Source organism: Corallococcus sp. CA054B (genome assembly GCF_003611625.1).
GTDB lineage: Bacteria > Myxococcota > Myxococcia > Myxococcales > Myxococcaceae > Corallococcus > Corallococcus coralloides.
In genome coordinates this window covers 1-18,860 of record NZ_RAVY01000135.1, presented here as the reverse complement: position 1 = coordinate 18,860, position 18,860 = coordinate 1, and the positions used below count along the sequence as shown (strand labels likewise).

The following is an 18,860-nucleotide window of genomic DNA, read 5'->3' as shown; positions in this document are numbered from 1 at the left end:
AGAAGTGTGTCCACCGGCTGCCTACCGGGTCCCCCAGCGCTCCAGGTACGGGCCCAGGTCGAACTTCTCCGCGGTGCGCAGCGAGCTCATGGGCCGGACCTTTCCAATCACCGCGCGCTCCTGGAAGGGCCGGTCGTGCAGCCCCAGGACCCACATGAAGTTGGAGACGCTCGCCGGGTCGCGCCCGTCCACCGCGTAGGTGTCGTTGAGCCGCGCGATGCGGGCCAGCGCCTCCTCCGGCGTGGGGCTCCACTCCAATATCTTCTTCCCCCAGAGCATGCGCAGGTAGTTGTGGATCCGCCCGCGCTCCCGCAGCTCGCGTTGGGACGCGTTCCAGAGCGCGTCCTGCGTGCGGCCCTGATCCAGCTCCTCGAAGGAGTAGAGGTGCGGGCGCGGATCCTTCCGGTGGCGTGACAGCGTCTCTCGCGCCCACGGGGGCAGGGAGTCCACGCTCAGCTGCTTCGGGCCGGGCGTGTGGAAGCAGTAGTTGAAGCCCAGCTCGCGGCGCACGAGCAGCTCCTCCACGAAGGACTGCACGGCGGGGTGGTCCTTGCCCTTCGCCGCGATGGCCGCGCGCGCCGCCTCGCCGGGGAAGAGGTTGCCCCAGTGGAAGTAGGGCGACAGGTTGGACTGCTGGCCCAGGCCCGGATCATTGCGGCCGGTGTCGTAGCCCTCCAGCCGCTCGTCGAGGAACGCATCCAGGGCCTTGAGGCCCGCCTTGCGTCCGCCGCGCTCGGAGAGGGGCTTCACGGAATGATCCAGCGCGAACGTGTCCAGCGCGGCGCGAGCCTGCACGGCGTCGGACAGCTCGAAGTCCGGCTGGAGCTTCGCGCCCGACACGCGGACCTTGCGCCTGGGCAGCGTGCGCTCCAGGTACTCCGGCCACAGCTTGCGCAGCTTGGGGCGCAGCGCGTACGCGCCCACCTGGGCCGCGGGGATGCGCTGCATGGGCACCACGCAGGAGGCGTCCACTGCGATGAGCGGCACCCGCAGCGCCTTCGCCGCGCCGCGCAGGTGGCCCGGGATGATGTACGTGGGGAACAGGTCCGACACGACGGCCGCCGCGCGCCGGCCCAGGCTCGCGAGCCTCGGCTTGTGTTCCTTCTTCGTGCGCGGCAGCTCCAGCCAGTACGGCAGGCCGCGCGCGGCGCAGCCCCTGGCCATGTCCGCCATGCCCTCCAGCGCCCACGCGTGGAGCCGCTCCGACGCGTAGGGGTAGTCCGGGCGGATGGCCTGGTACACGACGACGGGCAGGCCCAGGTGGTTGCCCAGCGCGATGGCGGCGTCCAGCGCGTGGTTCTCCTCCCACCGATGGTTCACCATGCACCAGTAGAGGACGAAGTCGCGCTGACCCGGAGGGAAGGGGGCCTCGTTCACCGCCTGCACGCGGGCGGAGTCGACGCCGAGTTCGGACCACGAGATGCCTTCAGGCATGGGCGCGCGAGAATCTTCGACACGCGGCGGAAAACCAACACGCGCGCACCGGTTGTGGTTTTCTGCCGGACGGCCGGACCCAAGGAGCCCCTCGCGTGTCACACCGTCGAACCTGGAACCTCCCTGTCACCGTCCTCGCGATCGCGCTGATGCTGCCGGGCCTCGCGCTCGCGCAGGCGGGTGGCACGGGCATCTATCCGGCGCCGCAGCCGCCGCCTCCGCCCGCGCCGGGCATGTACCCCGCGCCGTCCTCGCAGGCCGAGCCACAGGCCGAAGAACCCCGGCCCGTGACGCCCTCCGGCGACGCCGACGGGCAAGCGTATCCGCCGCCCACGCGGGCCGCGCCCCAGGCGAACCCGGATGAAGAGCCTCCCCGCGCGAGCGACGCGCCCCTCGCGCCGCCGGATCCGGACCGCCTGCGCACCGAGCCGCAGGCCCCGTTGACGGAGGGCGCGCGGGACGTGCGCCCGGAGTCCATCCGAGACGAGACCGCGACGGCCGCCTCGCGGATCCGCCCGCCGCCGGAGGACAACGGCGTGTTCCTGGACGGCCAGCGCCGCCGGGGGCCGTTCCTGTCCGGTCCGGGCAGCACGCGCTTCGTGCTGCACCACACGGCCCTGGGCGCGCTGGGCGGCTTCTTCACGCAGGCGTTCAACAAGGAGTTCAACTTCGACCGCAGCTCGCGCGAGTCCATGCTCGCGGGCACCCTCATCGGCGCGGGCCTGGGCTTCGGCGCTTCCGCGTGGTGGCAGTTCAACAACTGGGTGGACACGCCCATGGCGAACTTCACCATCCTCAACTCGGGCATCGGCGGCATGTTCCTCGCGGGCTTCATGGACCTCATCACCCAGGACCCGGGCGTGCTCACCTGGTCCGCGTTCCTGGGCGCGGAGCTGGGCGCGTGGCTGACGGCGGGCATCGGCGGCGGGCAGCTGCCGCTCTCGGACGGCCTGCTGGTGGCGTCCGGCGCGGGCTGGGCGGCGGCGTACAGCGCGCTGTTCCTCGCCATCGTGCACTTCTCCGGCACGTCCATCTCCGGCAAGACGTGGAAGGACATGCTGCTCATCTCCCCGGGAGTGGGCGCGGGCGTGCTGGCCCTGGCGACCATGCGCTACAACCCCACGGCGTCGCAGATCCTCCGCGCGGACCTCTTCGGCGGCGGCGTGGGCGCGGCGGTGCTGCTCATCTCCGGCCTGGTGCTGGGCGGCTTCAACCAGTCCACCCCCTACGTGCTGTCCTTCCTGGGCTCCGCGGGCGCCATCACCACCGTGAGCCTGCTGTGGGAGGAGAGCGTGGACCGGTCCGCCCTGCGCAGCGCCAAGGACCGGCCCTACAAGAACGTCTGGTGGTAGACGGCCTGGCGGACGGGCGAGCAGGCGTCATGGCGCGGGGGAAGGGGCGGCATCACCTTTCCCCGGTATGGCGCGCGTCCTCCCGTTCTCGGCCCTCCTGACGTCGCTGGACTCCTCGCTGGAGCCCGGGGACGGTCCTCCTCGCGGCAACGCGGCCCCGCTGCCCACGCACGTGCGGCCCCTGCTGGAGGCCGCGAACCCGAGCGCCGAGCTGCGCCGGATGCGGGACTCGGGCGGGCTGCTGAAGGACGCGCGTCCCTCCCTCTACGTCGTGGAGCTGCACGGCCCCGCGGGCCGCTTCTCCGGCCCTCCGGTGCGCTACCTGTTGTGCGCGCTGACGCCGGACGCGGTGCCGTCGCTGGAGCAGGACCCGTACCGGCCCCGCGCGTGGGAGGTGGAGCCCGCAGTCACGCTGGTGGCGGATGACCACGGCGCCCTCCGGGCCCTGCTGGCGGAGGCGGCCGAGCGCGGCATCTCCGTCTGGAAGGGGCAGTACGACGGCAGTCCGGTGTCGCTCCTGCGCATCGAACCGTCCCCGGTGTCCAAGCGCCTGCAGGCGGTGCTGGACGAGGCCCCCATGCGGCCCCTGGCGGCCCTGAGCGAGCAGGGCCGGACGCTGGCCGCGGTGGTGCCGCTGTCCGAGCCGGGCCTGGAGCTGTGCCCCATCCACCGTGCCCTGAAGGGCGTGGAGACGTTCAAGGAAGACACCTTCCTCACCCTGGTGGCCGCGTACGCGCGCGTGACGGAATTGGATGCGCCCCTCACCACGCCGCAGGGACTCTCCGCCGCGCGCGAGCGGCTGGCCACGCTGGTGCCCGGACAGCACGCCGTGCTGCTGGTGCTGCCGGGAGGCCGCGGGCGCATCCTGCGCTTCCGGCAGGGCCTGGACCTGGCGCACCTGAAGGGCGCGCCTCGAAACCCCACGCTGCGCAGCCTGGACCTGGCGCTGCTCAACGCGCTGGTGCTGCGCACGGTGCTGGGCATCCAGGAGCCGGAGGCGTCCGGACATCCTCAAGTCTTCCCGGTGCACGGCCTGGAGTCGCTGGTGGCGGGTGTGGAGTCCGGCACGTTCCAGGCGGGCTTCGCGCTCAACCCGCCGCCGGTGTGGGAGGTGAGGGCGGTGATGGAGGCCCAGGCCACGCTGCCGCCGCGCACCCTGCGCGTGGAGCCGCGTGTGCCCGCGGGATTGCTCTTCCTGGATCCCGAAGTCTGACGGCCCCCCGCGTGCGTGCGCTGACCGGCACCGCGCAGGACTGGCCCCATCGGGTGCGGCTGCGGTTGGAGCCCGGCCCGGGGGAGACGCTCGACGCCATCTGCGGCGGCGAGGTGCAGGTGCTCCAGCGACGGCTGGGCTACCGCTTCACGTTGGACCCCGTGCTGCTGGCGCACTTCGCGGTGTTCGAGGCGGGGGCGCACCGGGGGAGGCTGCTCGATTTAGGCACCGGGTGCGGCATCATCCCGCTGGTGCTGGCCCGCCGGCTGGGGAGAGTGGACATCACCGCGCTGGAGCTGCAGCCGGGCCTCTTCTCCCTGGCCGAGCGCAACGTGTACCTGAACCGCTGCGAGGGCGCGGTGACGCTGGTGCAGGGCGACCTGCGGCACGTGTCAGAGACGTTCCCAGCGGGCAGCTTCGGCCACGTGCTGTGCAATCCGCCGTACCGCGCGCGCACCGCGGGCCAGAGCAACCTGTCGCTGGAGAAGGCGCTCGCGCGGCATGAGATTGCCTGCGAGCTGCCGGACGTGGTGCGCGCCGCGGCGTACCTGCTCGTGCCCCGGGGCGCGCTGTGCATGGTGTACCCGGCGTCCCGCTTCAGCGAGCTGGTGTCCGTGCTGCGCACGCTGCAACTGGAGCCACGCACGGTGCGCATGGTGCATCCGCGCGCGGACCGGCCCGCGAAGCTGGTGCTGCTCCACGCGGTGAAGGGCGGACGGGCGGACCTCACCGTGCTGCCGCCACTCGTGGTCCACGCGGACGAGGACGCGGCCTTCACGAAAGAGGTCAACGCCATGGTGGGCTGACACACCCACACGCCTTTCGCTTCACCCCGGGTGCGGCGGGGCAGGGTAGACTCCCCGGCTTCGGGGCCGGGACCGGCCGCCCCGTCTCGTGAAGGCAGGGTGTGATGCGCGTGGACTTCCGTCGCGCCGTGCAATGGCGAATCCGGGCCCGGATGGCCGTGGGCTTGAGCGGCTGGGTCGTGGCGCTGGTGCTGCTCATGGGCGCCCACGCGCTGGCGCAGACGCAGGCGGACCGGCTCTACTTGAGCTACGGCCTCTCCGGCGGAGGCTCGCTGGACGCGGGACGTGCCCGCATCAAGGAGCGGCGGACCCTGGAGCTGCGCGTGCCGCTGCCGCCGCTCGTCCTGGGGCGCACGTACCTGCTGCCGTCGGTGGGCTACGAGACGCGGTGGGTGGGCGCGGACGTGCCCTCCGTGGGCGAGGACGCGGTGGACAAGCAGTTCCACCGCATCCAGCTGGGGCTCACGCTCATCCGGCCCGTGGCGCCGCGCTGGTTGGTCGTCACGGGTGTGATGGCCAGCACCCGCACGGACTTCCAGTCGTCCTTCGACCTGGCGCTGGACACGTCGTGGGTGGCGTTCGCGATGGCCAACCACCAGTTCGAGGACACGCCGGGGCTCGGGGTGACGTTCGGCGTGGTCGTGCTGTGGCCGTTCGACGCGCTGCCGGTGGTGCCCATGCTGAGCCTGACCTACAACCGGGGCCCGTACGTCCTGGAGGTGGGCCTGCCCCGGCTCACGCTGCTGCGCAAGCTGGGCGACACGGTGGAGCTGGGGCTGGTGGGGGCGCTGGACATGCAGGTGCTCCGCACCCGGTTCGACCCCGAGCTCCGGGCGCTGAACGCCAGCTACCTGCGCGAGACGCAGGTCCGCGTGGGGCCCACCGTGAACGTCCACCTGGGCCGTGACTTGTGGCTCAGCTCGTCGGTGGGCCTGTCGTTGATCAACGACTACGCGCTGCTGGACCGCCAGCGCGACAGCCTGAACGTGCGCGGGCTGGACATGGGGACCGCGCTGTATGGCCGCGTCATCCTGGGCTGGCGCCCGCCGCGTCCCCAGGCGAAGGCGAAGAGCCCGCGCCCGGCGCCCTGAGCGCTACGGCGTAGGCTTCGCGCTCTCGGCGGCCTGACGCTCCTGGCGGCACCAGGCGAGCTGCTCCTGGAGGGTGGCCAGCGGCACGGCCAGCTCCAGCTTGAAGGACGAGCCGTCCGGGCGGACCTTCGCGAAGTCCAGGAGCTGGGCCAGGTCGTCCTTGCCGTCCGCCTGCGCCTTCATGCGCGCCATGGACAGCGCGCCGCCCAGGGACTTGCCCAGGTCCGTCATCTTGTCCGCGTCCAGGCCCGTCACGTTGGCCACCATGGCCACGTCGCCGCTGGTGTCCAGGTGCAGCTCCACGTTCTGGGCCACGTCCGTCAGCCGCTGCGCCAGCTCCGCCTGATCCGGGCCCAGCAGCTTCGCCAGGGTCTCCACCGCCAGCACGCCGTACATCTCGCCGTAGGTGCTGTTCTCATCCAGCAGCGGCGGGCCTTCCTCCTGGCCGCGCCCGTCCATGCGATCCAGCACCGTCTTCACGGAGTCCGGCGACTTGCCCAACACCAGCATCTGGTTGTTCCAGGTGCCCACCGCGTTGTCCATGCGCCCGCGCTGCGTGCCGCCGTCCGGCAGGGCGAAGGTCGTGTCCCCCGGCTCGTACACGCGCGCGCCCGCGCCGTAGTCGGAGGACACGCGCTCGCCCAGCAGCTCCTGGTACTTCGCCTTGCTGAAGTCGCCGGAGAGGATGACGCCCTCGTCGGTGACGACCAGCCGGTCCAGGTCCTGGAGCGGATCCACGCCGCTCATCGCCTTGAACTGCTCCAGGTTCTTGCCGCCGTCGCGCAAGAGGCAGTCCATGAGCAGCTCGCCCACGGGCGAGTAGCGGAGCGCGTTCGCCTCGATGACCACCGCCGTGCGGCCCGGGCCTCGGGGCAGCGCCGCGAGCAGCGGATCCCTCGGCTTCACCGGCGCGGCCACGCCCGCGTCCACCACCGCGGGCATCACCCAGGTGCGCCGCTTCTCCGCGCGCTCCAGGTCCGGGCCCCGCATGCGCCGGGGGAACTCCACGTCCGGAGCTTCCGCGGGCGGCTTGTCGCCCTGGCCCGTGAACATCAGGACCGCGCCTCCGGCGAACAACAGCAGCGCCCCTACCAGCCACACCCTCCTGCGCCCGCGCGAGTCCATGGTTCAGCAGTCCTTTCCTTCGAAGTGCCAGAAGCCCACGGAGAGGGCCCCCAATCCGAACACCAGCACGCCACCCAGCAGCATGCCCAGCGAACCCTTCTCCAGCGGCGTGGAGCTGGCCAGGTCCGCCGCGCGCGACGCCAGCGCGGACAGCCGGGGCAGCACCAGCGTCACCGCGTCGAACGCCGTGCGGCCGAAGCCCGACTCCAGGTAGCGCGACACGTCCGCGCGGAAGCCCGCGAGGATGCCGCCCACCAGCAGCACGAAGCCCGCCGCCGAGCACAGCGCCGCGCTCCTCACCAGCGTCGCCGTGGTGAGCATCACCGCGTACACCGCCGCGAACCCCACGCACGCCAGGCCCCCGGCGATGAGCGGCCCCACCGTCCAGTACCCCGTCTTCACCCCGAAGATGAGCGTCAGTCCGCCCGCGGCGTACACCGTGCCGCCCAGGGCCAGCGTCATCACGCCCACGAACGTGCCGGCCAGCAGGTGCCAGCGCTGCAAGGGGAGGGCGAGCAGGTGCTCGATGCGGCCGGGCGACAGGAGCCCTGGCGCGAAGTCCGAGCACGCGACGATGCCGAAAAGGATGCCGCCGTAGAACACCAAGTATGCCGCCGCGCGGTACATGGGCCGCAGCGCCACGTCCACGGACATGATGTTGGAGCGCATCACCTCGCCGAACAGGCGCGTCGCCGCGAGCGCTCCGTCCACGACCTCCAGCTTGAGGCTGAGCGCCACGGTGGCCAGCACCAGCGTGAGCCCCACCATGAAGGCCATGATGAACTTGCGCGACGCCGCCTCGCGCAGCACGTAGCCGGCGATGACGAAGACAGGGCTCTTCATGCCGCCACCCCCGGCCCGCCGACAGCTCCCACGAGCACCGCCTCCAGGTCCGCGCCCTCGCGCTTGAGTTCCATCAGCAGCGCGCCCGAGGCCCGCGCCTTGTCCAACGCCGCGTTGAGCACCGCCACATCCTCCGCGTCCACCGTATACACGCCGTCCTCCCGGCCACCGCTCGCGGGCGCTACGTCACCGCCCGGCGCCGCGCCAGTCCTTCCACCCCGCGCTGGATCCGCCACGGCCATGAAGCCCGCCGCCGTCAGCGCCGCCCGGTCCGCGCCGGGCGCGAAGCGCACGCGCCAGCGGGCCCCGGCCTTCGCCAGCTCCTCCAGCCGTCCCTCGCGCAGCACGCGCCCGTCCGCGAGGATGGCCACGCGGTCGCACACGCGCTCCGTCTCCGCCAGCAGGTGCGAGTTGAGGAACAGCGTCACGCCCTTCTGGACCTCCTCCTGGAGGATGCGGCGCACCTCCAGCCGGCCCATGGGGTCGATGCCGTCCGTGGGCTCGTCCAGCACGAGCAGCGCCGGGTCTCCCAGGAGCGCCGCCGCCAATCCCAGCCGCTGCCGCATGCCCTTGGAGTAGCCGCCGATGCGCCGGTCCACCGCGTCCGTCAGGCCCACGCGCTCCAGGAGCCGCGCGTGCGCGTTCACGTCCGGCTTCAGTCCCTTGAGCCGCGCCACGGTGGCCAGGAACGCGGGCGACTTCCACGTGCCGGGCAGGTGCAGCCGCTCCGGCAGGTAGCCGATGCGCGCGCGGATGGCGGGATCCTCCGGCGACCCGCCCAGCACGCGCACCGTGCCCGCGGTGGGCCGCACGATGCCGAGCACGCTCTTGATGAAGGTCGTCTTGCCCGCGCCGTTGGGGCCAATCAGCCCGAACGCGCTGCCCGCCGGGACGTGGAGGTCCATGCCCCGGAGGGCTTCATGGCCGCCGCGTCCGAACGCTCGGCGATACGTTTTTCGCAGGCCCTGCACTTCAAGGGCGGGAGGAGGAGTCGTCACGGTTACGACTGTAGACGACCCGCTGGGCGGATGATTGCACCCGCATGGAACCAGGGGGAGGGACGGGCGGCCCTGCATGCGGGCTTCCCTCCGCGTTCCCTCGTTCGCGCCGCTGGGAAAATGCTTGCGCAGCCGGAGAGCGCGTGGCGCGACGCGACACCTCGTCATTCCCGGGCGTTGCACTCCTGGGGGTTCCAACGGTGCCCCTGGTCCGGGCCCTGCAATGCCCTGTCAGCGACCCGCGGGACACGAAAGCCAACCCTCGCGGCCACACCACACAGGAGACATGGGCATGACGTGGGCAAACGGGACCGAGCAGCAGCTTCAGGACGCGCGCCGTGAGCTGGAGGCCGCCGAGCGGGAGCTGACCACCGGGACCGAGGCGGCGCGGGTGCGCTACGCCCGGGCGCTGTACGAGGCGGACCTGGCCGGGCGGCGGGCCGACCGCATGGCGCGCGATTCCCGCCGCCAGCAGCTGACCTGGCGCCCCGTCGCCGGCTGAGCAGGCGGATTCGCGACGCGGAAGGGGTGAAGCGCGGGGCCCGGCGGTTTATACCGGCGACCCATGGCCCACCCCGTCCACCGTCCCCGCAGGCTGCGCCGCTCGGCGGCCCTCCGTGACATGGTGAGAGAGACGCGCCTCTCGCCCACGGACTTCATCTACCCGCTGTTCGTCGTGGAAGGCCGGGACGTGCGCCGTCCCATCTCCTCCATGCCGGGCGTCTTCAACTTCTCGCTGGAGCACGCGGTGAAGGAGGCGAAGCTCGCGAAGTCGCTGGGCGTGCCCTCCGTCATCCTCTTCGGCATCCCGGACCACAAGGACGCGCGCGGCACCCAGGCGTACGCGACGGACGGCATCGTCCAGCGCGCCATCCGGGAGATCAAGGCCGCGGAGCCGGACCTCCAGGTCATCGCGGACGTGTGCCTGTGCGAGTACACCGACCACGGCCACTGCGGCGTGCTGGACGGCAACCACGTGGCCAATGACGCCACGCTGCCCTTGCTGGCCCAGATGGCCGTCACCTGCGCGCAGGCGGGCGCGGACATCATCGCGCCGTCGGACATGATGGACGGCCGCATCGGCGCCATCCGCAAGGCGCTGGACGAGGTGAAGCACCAGGACACGCCCATCATGGCGTACTCGGCGAAGTACGCCTCCGGCTTCTACGGTCCGTTCCGTGAGGCCGCGCAGAGCACGCCGCAGTTCGGCGACCGCCGCGGCTACCAGATGGACCCGGGCAACGTGCGCGAGGCCATCCGCGAGACGGCGCTGGACGTGGACGAAGGCGCGGACTTCATCATGGTGAAGCCGGCGCTGTCGTACCTGGACGTCATCCGCGCGCTGCGGGAGAACTTCGACCTGCCGCTCGCCGCGTACAACGTCTCCGGCGAGTACGCGATGCTCAAGGCCGCCGGGCAGAACGGCTGGGTGGACTACGAGCGCGTGATGTTGGAGGTCCTCACATCCATCAAGCGCGCGGGCGCCGACCTGGTCATCACCTACCACGCCCTGGAAGCGGCCAAGCTCCTGTAGGCGACACCCGGGCGCGCGTGTTCGGCGGAAGGCTTGATCGCTTCCGCCGCTTGCGCCCAAATGCTCCGCACACGATGCCCACCCAGAAGAAGCGGCCCGGACGCAGAACCGAGAAGCCTCCGCCCAGACGTGGCAGCGCGACGGCCCCCCAGGCCCGGACGACTCGAAAGAGCCAGTCACCGCGCTCCAGGTCGGGCCAGCGCCCCGGGAAGGGCCGCGCTCCCGTCGTCCGTGAGCCGGGGCCGTTGCAGTACAAAGTGGTGGAGCTGTCCACCGTGGACGAGGGAGCGCTGGAGCGCACCTTGAACGAGTGGACGGCCAAGGGCTGGAACCTGGACGGCGTGCAGTTCGCGATGCGCGAGTCCTCCAAGCGCCCGGCCATGGCCTTCGTCTTCTTCACCCGCGAGGGCGAGGCCGCGGGGCACGACGAGGACGACGCGCGGCAGAAGCTCCTGCGCATGTCGGAAGGCGGAAGCCCCACGGCGCAGCTGGCGGCCGAAGCGGCCGGAGAGCACGCGCAGACGGTGGTGCCCTTCGTCCACCCGCTGTCCGCGCACGAGCGGCTGGCGAAGCTGGCGGGGCTGGACGAGCCGGAGCCCACTGAAGAGGGGCTCACGCTGGAGCCCGAGGAGTGAGCACCTCTCCCGAGCGCAGCCTCATGGCGGAAGGCCGGAGCGCGGGCCGCGTGCTGCGGCTGGTGCAGGAGGACGCGGGGCCGGACTCGCCGTACCCGAAGGCGTCGCTGCTGCTGCGGCTGGGCGCGCGCATCATCGACTGCGCGGTGGCCTGGGGCCTGTACGTGGTCTGCGGCGCCGCGGGCGCGGTGGTGGCGCTGCTGTTCCTGCTGCTCGCGGACGGGATGCTCCAGGGGCAGAGCGTGGGCAAGCGCATCTGCGGCGTGAAGGTGATGCACCTGCCCACGCGCTCGGCCGCACGGCACCGGGACAGCACGCTTCGCAACGCGCCGCTCGCGCTGGTGGTGCTCCTGGGGATGATGCCCGCGCCGCATGGCGTGGTGGCCGCCCTGGCGGGCTTCGTGGTGATTGGCGGCGTGGAGGCGTGGCGCGTGCTGCGCGACCCGCTGGGCCTGCGGCTGGGGGACACCTGGGCGCAGACGCAGGTGGTGGACGGGAAGGTTGTCGCGGGCGCGACGGTTGCAGCTCGCACGCCGGTGGCCGCCACGCGCGCCCCGGGTCGTTTGATGTCAGCGGCGAAAGTGCGCCGCGGCAAGGCATTCAGGAAAGGGAGACGGGGTAAGCCATGCGCATCGCGCTGACCTACAACCTGCGGCTTTCGGACTCGGAAGAAGAGGCGGAGTTCGACACGCAGGAGACGGTGAACACGCTGGCGGGAGCCATCGAGCGGCTGGGCCACCGCCTGGAGCGCTTCGAGGTGAGCGGCCCGGCTTCGCGCACCGTCGCCCGCCTGGAGGCGTACAGCCCGGATCTCATCTTCAACACGGCGGAGGGCCGCCGCGGCCGCTTCCGTGAGGCGTTCTACCCGGCGCTCTTCGACGAGCTGGGCTTCGCGTACACGGGCTCGGACGCGTACGCGCTGGCGCTCACGCTGGACAAGCAGCTCACCAAGCTCATCCTCTCCAAGCACGGCATCCGCACGCCGGGCTGGCAGTACGTGGAGAAGCTCAGCGAGCTGCAGCCGGAGAACCTGCGCTTCCCCGTCATCGTGAAGCCCAACTTCGAGGGCTCCTCCAAGGGCATCACCCAGGACTCCGTCGCGGAGACGCTGGAGCAGGTGCGCGAGAAGGTGGCGAAGGCGCTGGAGAAGTACCCGGCCGGCGTGCTGGTGGAGGAGTACATCAGCGGGCGCGACCTCACGGTGCCGTTCCTGGCCGCGGTGGACAACGACTACGACGGCGTGCTCGCGCCGGTGGAGTACGTCATCGACCCGGAGGCGTCCCAGGGCCGCAAGTACGCCATCTACGACTACGAGCTGAAGACGCGCCGGGAGAAGTCCGTGTCCGTGCGCGCCCCCGCGAACATCCCGGCGAAGATGTCCGAGGACGTCCGCACCATGGCGCAGAAGATCCTCCAGGTGCTGGACTGCCGCGACCTGGGCCGGCTGGACTTCCGCGTGTCCGACGCGGGCGTGCCGTACTTCCTGGAGATCAACGCGCTGCCCAGCCTGGAGCCGGGCGCGGGCATCTACGCCGCGGCGGAGCTGGAAGGGCTGCACCTGGACGGGGTCATCAACTCCATCATCCAGAGCGCGGGCAAGCGTCACAAGATCCGCGACAACAAGAGCCGCCAGGGCAGGCCCGCGCGCAAGTCCGGGCCGCTGCGCGTGGGCTTCAGCTTCAACGTGAAGCGCGTGAAGCCCAGCGCCACGGCGGAGACGGTGCAGGAGGACAGCGAGGCCGAGTACGACTCGCCCAACACGCTCCAGGCCATCCGCGAGGCCATCGCCTCCTGGGGCCACGAGGTCATCGACCTGGAGGCCACGGCGGAGCTGCCCACGGTGCTCTCCAGCACGCCGTTGGACATCGTCTTCAACATCGCCGAGGGCTTCAAGGGCCGCAACCGCGAGAGCCAGGTGCCGGCGATGCTGGAGCTCCTGGACATCCCGTACACGGGCAGCGACCCCGCGACGCTGTCGCTCGCGCTGGACAAGGCGCTGGCGAAGAAGATCGTCCGTCAGGCGGGCATCCTCACGCCCAACTTCCAGCTGATGGTCACGGGCAAGGAGCGCCTCAACAAGGAGTTCACCACCTTCCCGCTCATCGTGAAGCCGGTGGCGGAGGGCAGCTCCAAGGGCGTCGTCACCAAGAGCGTCTGCTACTCCGAGGCGGAGCTGCGCGATGTGGTGAAGGAGATCGCCGGCAAGTACCAGCAGCCCGCGCTGATCGAAGAGTACATCGGCGGCCGTGAGTTCACGGTGGGCCTCCTGGGCGAGCGGCGTCCGCGCGTGCTTCCGCCCATGGAGATCGTCTTCCTGGACAAGGCGGAGAAGAACCCGGTCTACAGCTTCCAGCACAAGCTCGATTGGACGGACCGCATCCGCTACGACGCGCCCGCGAAGATCGAACCCGCGTTGCTGGAGAAGCTGCGCACGGCGGCGCGCAATTCGTTCATGGCGCTGGGGTGCCGCGACGTGGCGCGCATCGACTTCCGCATGGACGACAAGGGGCGCATCTACTTCATCGAGTGCAACCCGCTGCCCGGCCTCACCCCCGGCTGGAGCGACCTGGTGCTGATCGCGGCGGGTGCTGGCATGGACTACCGGACGCTGATTGGCGAGATCATGGCGCCCGCCATCCGCCGCTACAAGGAGCGCGAGGCACGCCGGGCCCAGACGGAGAACCCGGCCGGGGCCCACGCGCCGCCGCTCAATAAAGTCGTGCAGCGGATTGAAGAGCAGAACGCGCGGGCCAATGCGTCGGCCCCCGCGGAGAACACGCCCGCGCCGCGTCCGGAGCTCAAGTCCTGAGCTTCCGCTGAAGCCTGGGGAAGGGAAGGGGACGGTGCCCGGAAGAGGCGCCGTCCCCGTTTCATTTCAGCCGTCGCTGAGCGCCTGGGCCCAGCCCTTCTCGAAGTTGTCGTGGTACGCCTGCCACAGCGTGTCCGAGTAGAACTTGGCCAGGTTCTCGTCGTTGTAGCGCAGCGAGTTCTTGGACAGGTTGTGCGAGCCCGTCAGCACCATCTTCCGCACCGTTCCGTTGAAGTTGCCGGAATAGACGAAGTGCTTGCTGTGCGTGAGCACCTCGCGCGGCGTGCCGTCGCCCTGCTTCACGTTGTTGGCGGAGGCGTCGTAGAGCTGGCGGAGCGTGATGTTCTTCGCGCCGGTGAGCTTCGTTTTGATGCCCGCGTCCATGTCCGTGTAGAGCACGCGCACCCGGCAGCCCAGCTTGCCAATGCGCACCAGCTCCGTGGCCACGATGGCGCGGCTGTCGTTGAAGTGGTTCTGGTTCACGTCCAGCGTGCAGCCCGACACGTACGTCTTGATGGAGTCCGTGAAGTTGTTCGTCACGGTGTCGCTGGACAGCTCGTTGTCGTTGCCCTCGCGCGGGAAGAAGTAGACGGTCCACGGCGCGTTGGGGGAGTTGTAGTAACCCTGGCCCGTGGTGGGGTTGTAGTAGTCCGTCGTCTTCGTGCCGCCGCGCAGGTCGTTGTGGTAGCCGACCCAGTAGTCGTACCAGTCCCAGTCCTCGTAGCTGACGACCATGTCGTTCCAGTAGTTGTTCTGGGAGTAGGTGTTGTTCCAGGAGCCCTGCACCACGACGCGCTGGATGCGGTTGCCCTGCGGATCCGTGGTGGTGGAGAAGGTGAAGATCTTGTCGTGCATGATGGTGCCCTCGCGGTCGAAGCCCGCGATGCACGCGCTGCCCGCGCCCGTGCCATTGCAGCGCGTGAGCTCCAGCCTCAGGCCGTCCGGGCAGGTCGCCGCCGGGGGCACGTAGCTGCTCAGGTCATGGATGACGCCGCCGGAGGCGAACTCCGAGGCGGCGCCGCCGTTCTGCTCGTCCACCACCAGCCGCACGATGACGCCCCGGCACAGCGCCGCCTTGATGGCCGCGTTCAGGTGGTCCGTCGTCCACAGGAACATGGCGATGCGGATGTAGGAACCCTTGGGGCTGTTCTGGATGAGCCGGGCGAGCTCGTCCTTGATGCGGTAGTCCCGCGTGCCCGTGTTGTCCGGCTGGTTGAAGACGGCGTAGAGCCCGGGCACGTTCGTCGCGCCCTGGGTCTGCTCCGCCAGGTTCGGATCCGTCTGCGCCTCGGGCTGACACCCGGTGAACGCCAGCACCACCAGTCCTGCCACCGCCAACAGCCGTTTCATGACCTGCCTCCGTTTCTTCGCCTCCAACCATTTAAGCTGAAATGGTACGGAAAGCGGAGAAAGCGGGAGTCAGTGTCACTTCGTGGGCGCGAAGCCACCGTGGAACGTGGGCGGCAGGGTGTGGTCGAAGTGGCAGCGCGCCACGGGCCCGTCCTCCAGGTGGCGCGCGTCCAGCACGGCGATGTGGGACGTGTCCGTCTTCGCGTCGAACACCTGGGTGAGCACCCAGCCGTCGTCCTCCGCGCCTCCACCGGGGCGGGGGACGAACACGGGCTCGGAGGGGTAGGTGCCCTCGCCCAGGGACACCTTCGTCATGCGTCCCGTGTCCATGTCCACGCGCGCCACGCCGTCGAAGAGGCCGCGCCGGGCTTCATCGCTGAGGTGCACGCCCAGGTAGAGCGTCTGGTGCGAGCGGCCCACGACGCAGGGGGCCACGCGGGGGAACTCGCAGCTGATGTCCGCGCGCTGTTCGGTGCGGAAGGTGCGTGCCTTCACGTCCACCACCGCCCGGTGCAGCATGCCCTTCGCGTCCAGGGACGTGGTGCCTCGCACCAGCTCGCCCAGCCACTGGTTCGTCGTGAAGTCGGGGTAGCGCACGTAGTCCACCACCAGCGTGTCGCCCTCTTCGTACGCATTGCCGAAGTGCCACAGGTAGAAGGCGTCCGTGGTGATGCGCACCGGGTGCGCCACGTCGTCGATGGGCACCACCAGCACGTCCGCGCCCGCCTCCGGCCGCCACCGCAGGTTCTCCGAGTACGAGCCCACCCGCAGCAGCGCGCGGAAGAGGTTCAGGCGCAGGGGTGACAGGAAGAAGACGAGGTAGCGGTCCGTGGCGATGAAGTCGTGCACCATGGTCGCGCCCGGCAGCTTCACCGTGCCCAGCCGCTGGGCCTTGCCGCCGTCCGGCAGCGCGTAGAGGTCCGCCAGCGTCTCGCGGCCGTAGCGGATGCCGAAGTTGTAGGACGCCTTGCGCGACGGCACGCGGTGCGGGTGCGCGGAGAACGTCTCCACCACCGTGCCGTCGAAGTCCGTCTCGCCCAGCGTGGACAGGTCGTCCTGGGACACCTCCACCGGGATGCTGCCCTCGAAGAGCGCGTACAGCTTGCCGTTCCACGCCATCACGGACGTGTTCGCGGAGTTCTTGCGCACGTCGCGCAGCTTGTGCAGCAGCGGCGTGGGCGTGCCGTACGCGCCGTAGCGCTGCGAGGACGCGTTGCGCTCCGCCACCATGGTGGGCGTGTCCAATAGCCGCGACGCGCCCGTCACCCCGTCCGTGCCGAAGCGCACGCCCAGCATCCCGCCGTCCCCGTCGAACCAGTGCTGATACGGCCGGCCATGCACGTCGAACGTCCACGGCCCCACCCGGTACAGCGAGCCCCGCAGCCCTTCCGGCACCTGGCCCTCCACCCGCAGCGGTTCGAACCCGTGCTGGCGGGGGAGCGTGCGGAACGCCCGCAGCCAGCCCGGCGCGGAGGAGGACATCGTCTGCTTCATCGCGGTGGTCATGACAGCTCCCTTTCCAGTGCAACGTAGGGCGCGAGGGAACCCCGCGCCGCCCATCGTGTAGACACTGTAAACATCGCATGTTGTCGCTGTCAACATGGATGTTGACGCTGGAAACTTCGCGCGGCGGATGGTCAAGTCACGCAGGCGGCAGTGGGCGCCTGAGGAGGCACGGACGTTGGCGACGCGGGGCAAGCGGAAGCAGGCGGCGGAGGCACCGGAGGACAAGGGCCGCTACCACCACGGAGACCTGCGCCAGGCGCTGGTGGACGCGGCGGTGGCGCTCATCGACGAGGAGGGCTTCGGCGCGCTGTCCCTGCGGGAGGTGGCCCGGCGGGCGGGCGTCACCCACGCGGCGCCATACCGGCACTTCGCGGACAAGGAGGCGCTGCTGGAGGCGGTGGCGCACGAGGGCTTCCGCGCCATGGCGCGCGAGATGCGCGAGCGCATGGCCCCGCACACGAGCCCCCTGGAGCGGCTGTACGCGGCGGGCGAGGCCTATGTGCTGTTCGCCGTGCGCCACCGGCCGCACTTCCGGGTGATGTTCGGCCCGCACTTCACCCGGCCCATGTCACCGCCGCCGGAGCCGGAAGGAGAGCAGGGCGCCTTCACGCTGCTGGTGAGCAGCATCGAGGCCGGACAGGCGGCGGGCCTCCTGCGCCCCGGCGAGTCGCGGCCCCTCACGCTCACCGCGTGGTCGCTCGTGCACGGGCTCGCTTCGCTGTTCGTGGACCGGCAGCTGGGTGAATCGCCCCAGGGCGCGGAGGCCGCGGAGGCGCTCGCCCGCGTGCAGACGCGGCTGCTCGTCGAGGGGCTGAGGCCGCCCGCACGCGGCTGAACCTTCGCGACAGTTGGTAGGGAAGCAGGGTTGACCGTCGGGGATTGTCGGGTACGGTCGGCGCCATGGTGCGGATACCGGAAGAGAATGGGCCAAGGGTCCGGGCGCGGGAGCTGGGGCTTCCGCTGGGGCGCTTCAAGCCAGGGAAGTACAACGCCATCACCGACGTCGAAGGCGTGCTGGTGGGCCACACCACCATCATCGAAGGCTCGGGGCCGCTGCGGCCCGGCTACGGCCCGGTGCGCACCGGCGTCACGGCCATCCTGCCCAACCTGGGCAACATCTTCATGGAACGCATGAGCGGAGGCGGCTTCGTGCTCAACGGCGCGGGCGAGGTCTCCGGCATGACGCAGCTCATGGAGTGGGGCCTCATCGAAACGCCCATCCTCCTCACCAACACCATGGCCGTGGGCGCCGTGTCCGACGGCGTGGCCAACTACCTGGTCCAGCGCTACCCGGGCATCGGTGACGAGCACGACGTCATCATCCCCGTGGTGGGCGAGTGCGACGACTCGTGGCTCAACGACGTCTCCGGCCGCCACGTGCGCCAGGAGCACGTCTTCGCCGCCATCAACGCCGCGAAGTCCGGCCCGGTGCAGGAGGGCAACGTCGGCGGCGGCACCGGCATGGTGACGTGCGACTTCAAGGGCGGCATCGGCACGTCGTCGCGCAAGCTGCCGGAGGTGCTGGGCGGCTACACGCTGGGCGTGCTCGTCATGTCCAACTTCGGGAAGATGCACAACCTGCGCGTGGGCGGCCTGCCCGTGGGCGAAGTGCTGGTGGAGAAGTTCAAGAACACCCCCCACCGCGGCAAGTCCTACGGCTCCATCATCGCGGTGGTCGCCACGGACGCGCCGCTCTTGAGCCATCAGATCAACCGCCTGTGCAAGCGCGTGGGCCTGGGCATCGGCCGGGTGGGCAGCTACGCGGCGCACGGCTCGGGTGAAATCGTGGTGGGCTTCTCCACCGCGAACATCATCCCCAGGCGCACCCAGAAGATGGTCTACAAGATGAAGATCCTCCTGGATCAGCGCCTGGACCCCCTCTACGAGGCCGTGATGGAGGCCACGGAGGAGGCCATCCTCAACGCCATGTGCATGGCGGAGCCCATGACGGGGGTGAACGACAACTACTCGCCCGCGCTGCCCCTGGACGAGGTCCGCCGCTTCGTGGACGCCTGCCGCCCCATCTTCGCCTCGGTGAAGAAGCGCCCCCACCAGACGAGCGTGCCCGCCTCCAAGGAGCGCCCCAGCGACGAGGACCGGGAGGGGGACGTGACGCTGGGCGCCGCCCAGCCCACCCGGGTCCGCAGCGCGGAGGGTATTCCCT

17 protein-coding genes are annotated in these 18,860 nt (G+C 70.6%); 11 read left to right on the top strand and 6 right to left on the bottom strand.

Features of this window, described 5'->3' with window-relative positions; translation table 11 throughout:
• Positions 1 to 21: 21 nt before the first annotated feature.
• Positions 22 to 1,434, bottom strand: coding sequence for a deoxyribodipyrimidine photo-lyase (locus tag D7V80_RS27760; protein WP_120591025.1), 1,413 nt, complete (start codon positions 1,432 to 1,434; stop codon positions 22 to 24).
• Between the two features lie 95 nt (positions 1,435 to 1,529).
• Here D7V80_RS27760 and D7V80_RS27755 point away from each other — a divergent pair, with 95 nt between their 5' ends.
• The 4 genes from D7V80_RS27755 to D7V80_RS27740 all read left to right on the top strand — a co-directional run bounded on the left by D7V80_RS27755 (position 1,530) and on the right by D7V80_RS27740 (position 5,896).
• Entirely contained in the window at positions 1,530 to 2,786 is a 1,257-nt protein-coding gene (locus tag D7V80_RS27755; protein WP_199738873.1) for a hypothetical protein, read from the top strand.
• A gap of 67 nt (positions 2,787 to 2,853) precedes the next feature.
• A complete protein-coding gene (locus tag D7V80_RS27750) occupies positions 2,854 to 3,999 on the top strand; it encodes a DUF1015 family protein (RefSeq protein ID WP_120591023.1) in 1,146 nt (381 codons plus the stop codon).
• Positions 4,000 to 4,010: 11 nt separating this feature from the next.
• Complete coding sequence (locus D7V80_RS27745) at positions 4,011 to 4,805, top strand: tRNA1(Val) (adenine(37)-N6)-methyltransferase (protein WP_120591022.1); 795 nt, start codon at positions 4,011 to 4,013, stop codon at positions 4,803 to 4,805.
• A gap of 128 nt (positions 4,806 to 4,933) precedes the next feature.
• The gene (locus D7V80_RS27740; RefSeq protein ID WP_233585774.1) at positions 4,934 to 5,896 is read left to right on the top strand and encodes a DUF6268 family outer membrane beta-barrel protein; all 963 of its coding nucleotides are present in this window, start codon (positions 4,934 to 4,936) and stop codon (positions 5,894 to 5,896) included.
• A gap of 3 nt (positions 5,897 to 5,899) precedes the next feature.
• Here D7V80_RS27740 and D7V80_RS27735 read toward each other — a convergent pair whose 3' ends face one another.
• From D7V80_RS27735 to D7V80_RS27725, 3 genes are read right to left on the bottom strand one after another with little or no spacing between them, the layout of a single operon-like run.
• The gene (locus D7V80_RS27735; RefSeq protein ID WP_120591020.1) at positions 5,900 to 7,021 is read right to left on the bottom strand and encodes a hypothetical protein; all 1,122 of its coding nucleotides are present in this window, start codon (positions 7,019 to 7,021) and stop codon (positions 5,900 to 5,902) included.
• A 3-nt stretch (positions 7,022 to 7,024) separates the two neighbouring features.
• Positions 7,025 to 7,864, bottom strand: a complete 840-nt coding sequence (locus D7V80_RS27730; protein ID WP_014396658.1) for a hypothetical protein — start codon at positions 7,862 to 7,864, stop codon at positions 7,025 to 7,027.
• On the bottom strand, positions 7,861 to 8,769 hold the full coding sequence (locus D7V80_RS27725; protein ID WP_233585772.1) for an ABC transporter ATP-binding protein: 909 nt from the start codon (positions 8,767 to 8,769) through the stop codon (positions 7,861 to 7,863). Before D7V80_RS27725 ends, D7V80_RS27730 begins: the two co-directional genes overlap by 4 nt.
• A 385-nt stretch (positions 8,770 to 9,154) precedes the next feature.
• On the opposite strand from D7V80_RS27725, the gene D7V80_RS27720 reads away from it, so the two are divergent.
• The 5 genes from D7V80_RS27720 (at position 9,155) to D7V80_RS27700 (ending at position 13,840) form a co-directional block, all read left to right on the top strand.
• Positions 9,155 to 9,364 (top strand): hypothetical protein, encoded by a 210-nt coding sequence (locus D7V80_RS27720; protein WP_014396660.1) that lies wholly within the window; start codon positions 9,155 to 9,157, stop codon positions 9,362 to 9,364.
• A 63-nt stretch (positions 9,365 to 9,427) separates the two neighbouring features.
• The gene (hemB, locus tag D7V80_RS27715) at positions 9,428 to 10,396 is read left to right on the top strand and encodes a porphobilinogen synthase (RefSeq protein ID WP_120562977.1); all 969 of its coding nucleotides are present in this window, start codon (positions 9,428 to 9,430) and stop codon (positions 10,394 to 10,396) included.
• A 245-nt stretch (positions 10,397 to 10,641) separates the two neighbouring features.
• Positions 10,642 to 11,031 carry a hypothetical protein gene (locus D7V80_RS27710; protein ID WP_233585771.1) on the top strand — a complete coding sequence of 130 codons (390 nt, stop codon included), beginning with the start codon at positions 10,642 to 10,644 and terminating at the stop codon, positions 11,029 to 11,031.
• Between the two features lie 23 nt (positions 11,032 to 11,054).
• Positions 11,055 to 11,672, top strand: a complete 618-nt coding sequence (locus D7V80_RS27705) for an RDD family protein (RefSeq protein ID WP_120591029.1) — start codon at positions 11,055 to 11,057, stop codon at positions 11,670 to 11,672.
• Complete coding sequence (locus tag D7V80_RS27700; protein ID WP_120591018.1) at positions 11,657 to 13,840, top strand: ATP-grasp domain-containing protein; 2,184 nt, start codon at positions 11,657 to 11,659, stop codon at positions 13,838 to 13,840. The genes D7V80_RS27705 and D7V80_RS27700 overlap by 16 nt, the downstream gene beginning before the upstream one ends.
• Positions 13,841 to 13,906: 66 nt before the next feature.
• Here D7V80_RS27700 and D7V80_RS27695 read toward each other — a convergent pair whose 3' ends face one another.
• A complete protein-coding gene (locus D7V80_RS27695) occupies positions 13,907 to 15,190 on the bottom strand; it encodes a phosphatidylserine/phosphatidylglycerophosphate/cardiolipin synthase family protein (protein ID WP_120591017.1) in 1,284 nt (427 codons plus the stop codon).
• Positions 15,191 to 15,265: 75 nt separating this feature from the next.
• Positions 15,266 to 16,696, bottom strand: coding sequence for a carotenoid oxygenase family protein (locus tag D7V80_RS27690; RefSeq protein ID WP_120591016.1), 1,431 nt, complete (start codon positions 16,694 to 16,696; stop codon positions 15,266 to 15,268).
• Positions 16,697 to 16,871: 175 nt separating this feature from the next.
• Between D7V80_RS27690 and D7V80_RS27685 the strand changes: the two genes are divergently transcribed.
• Together D7V80_RS27685 and D7V80_RS27680 are read left to right on the top strand one after the other, a co-directional pair.
• The gene (locus D7V80_RS27685) at positions 16,872 to 17,531 is read left to right on the top strand and encodes a TetR/AcrR family transcriptional regulator (protein WP_120591015.1); all 660 of its coding nucleotides are present in this window, start codon (positions 16,872 to 16,874) and stop codon (positions 17,529 to 17,531) included.
• 65 nt (positions 17,532 to 17,596) lie between these two features.
• A partial coding sequence (locus tag D7V80_RS27680; RefSeq protein ID WP_147447232.1) for a P1 family peptidase occupies positions 17,597 to 18,860 on the top strand: 1,264 nt, incomplete at its 3' end.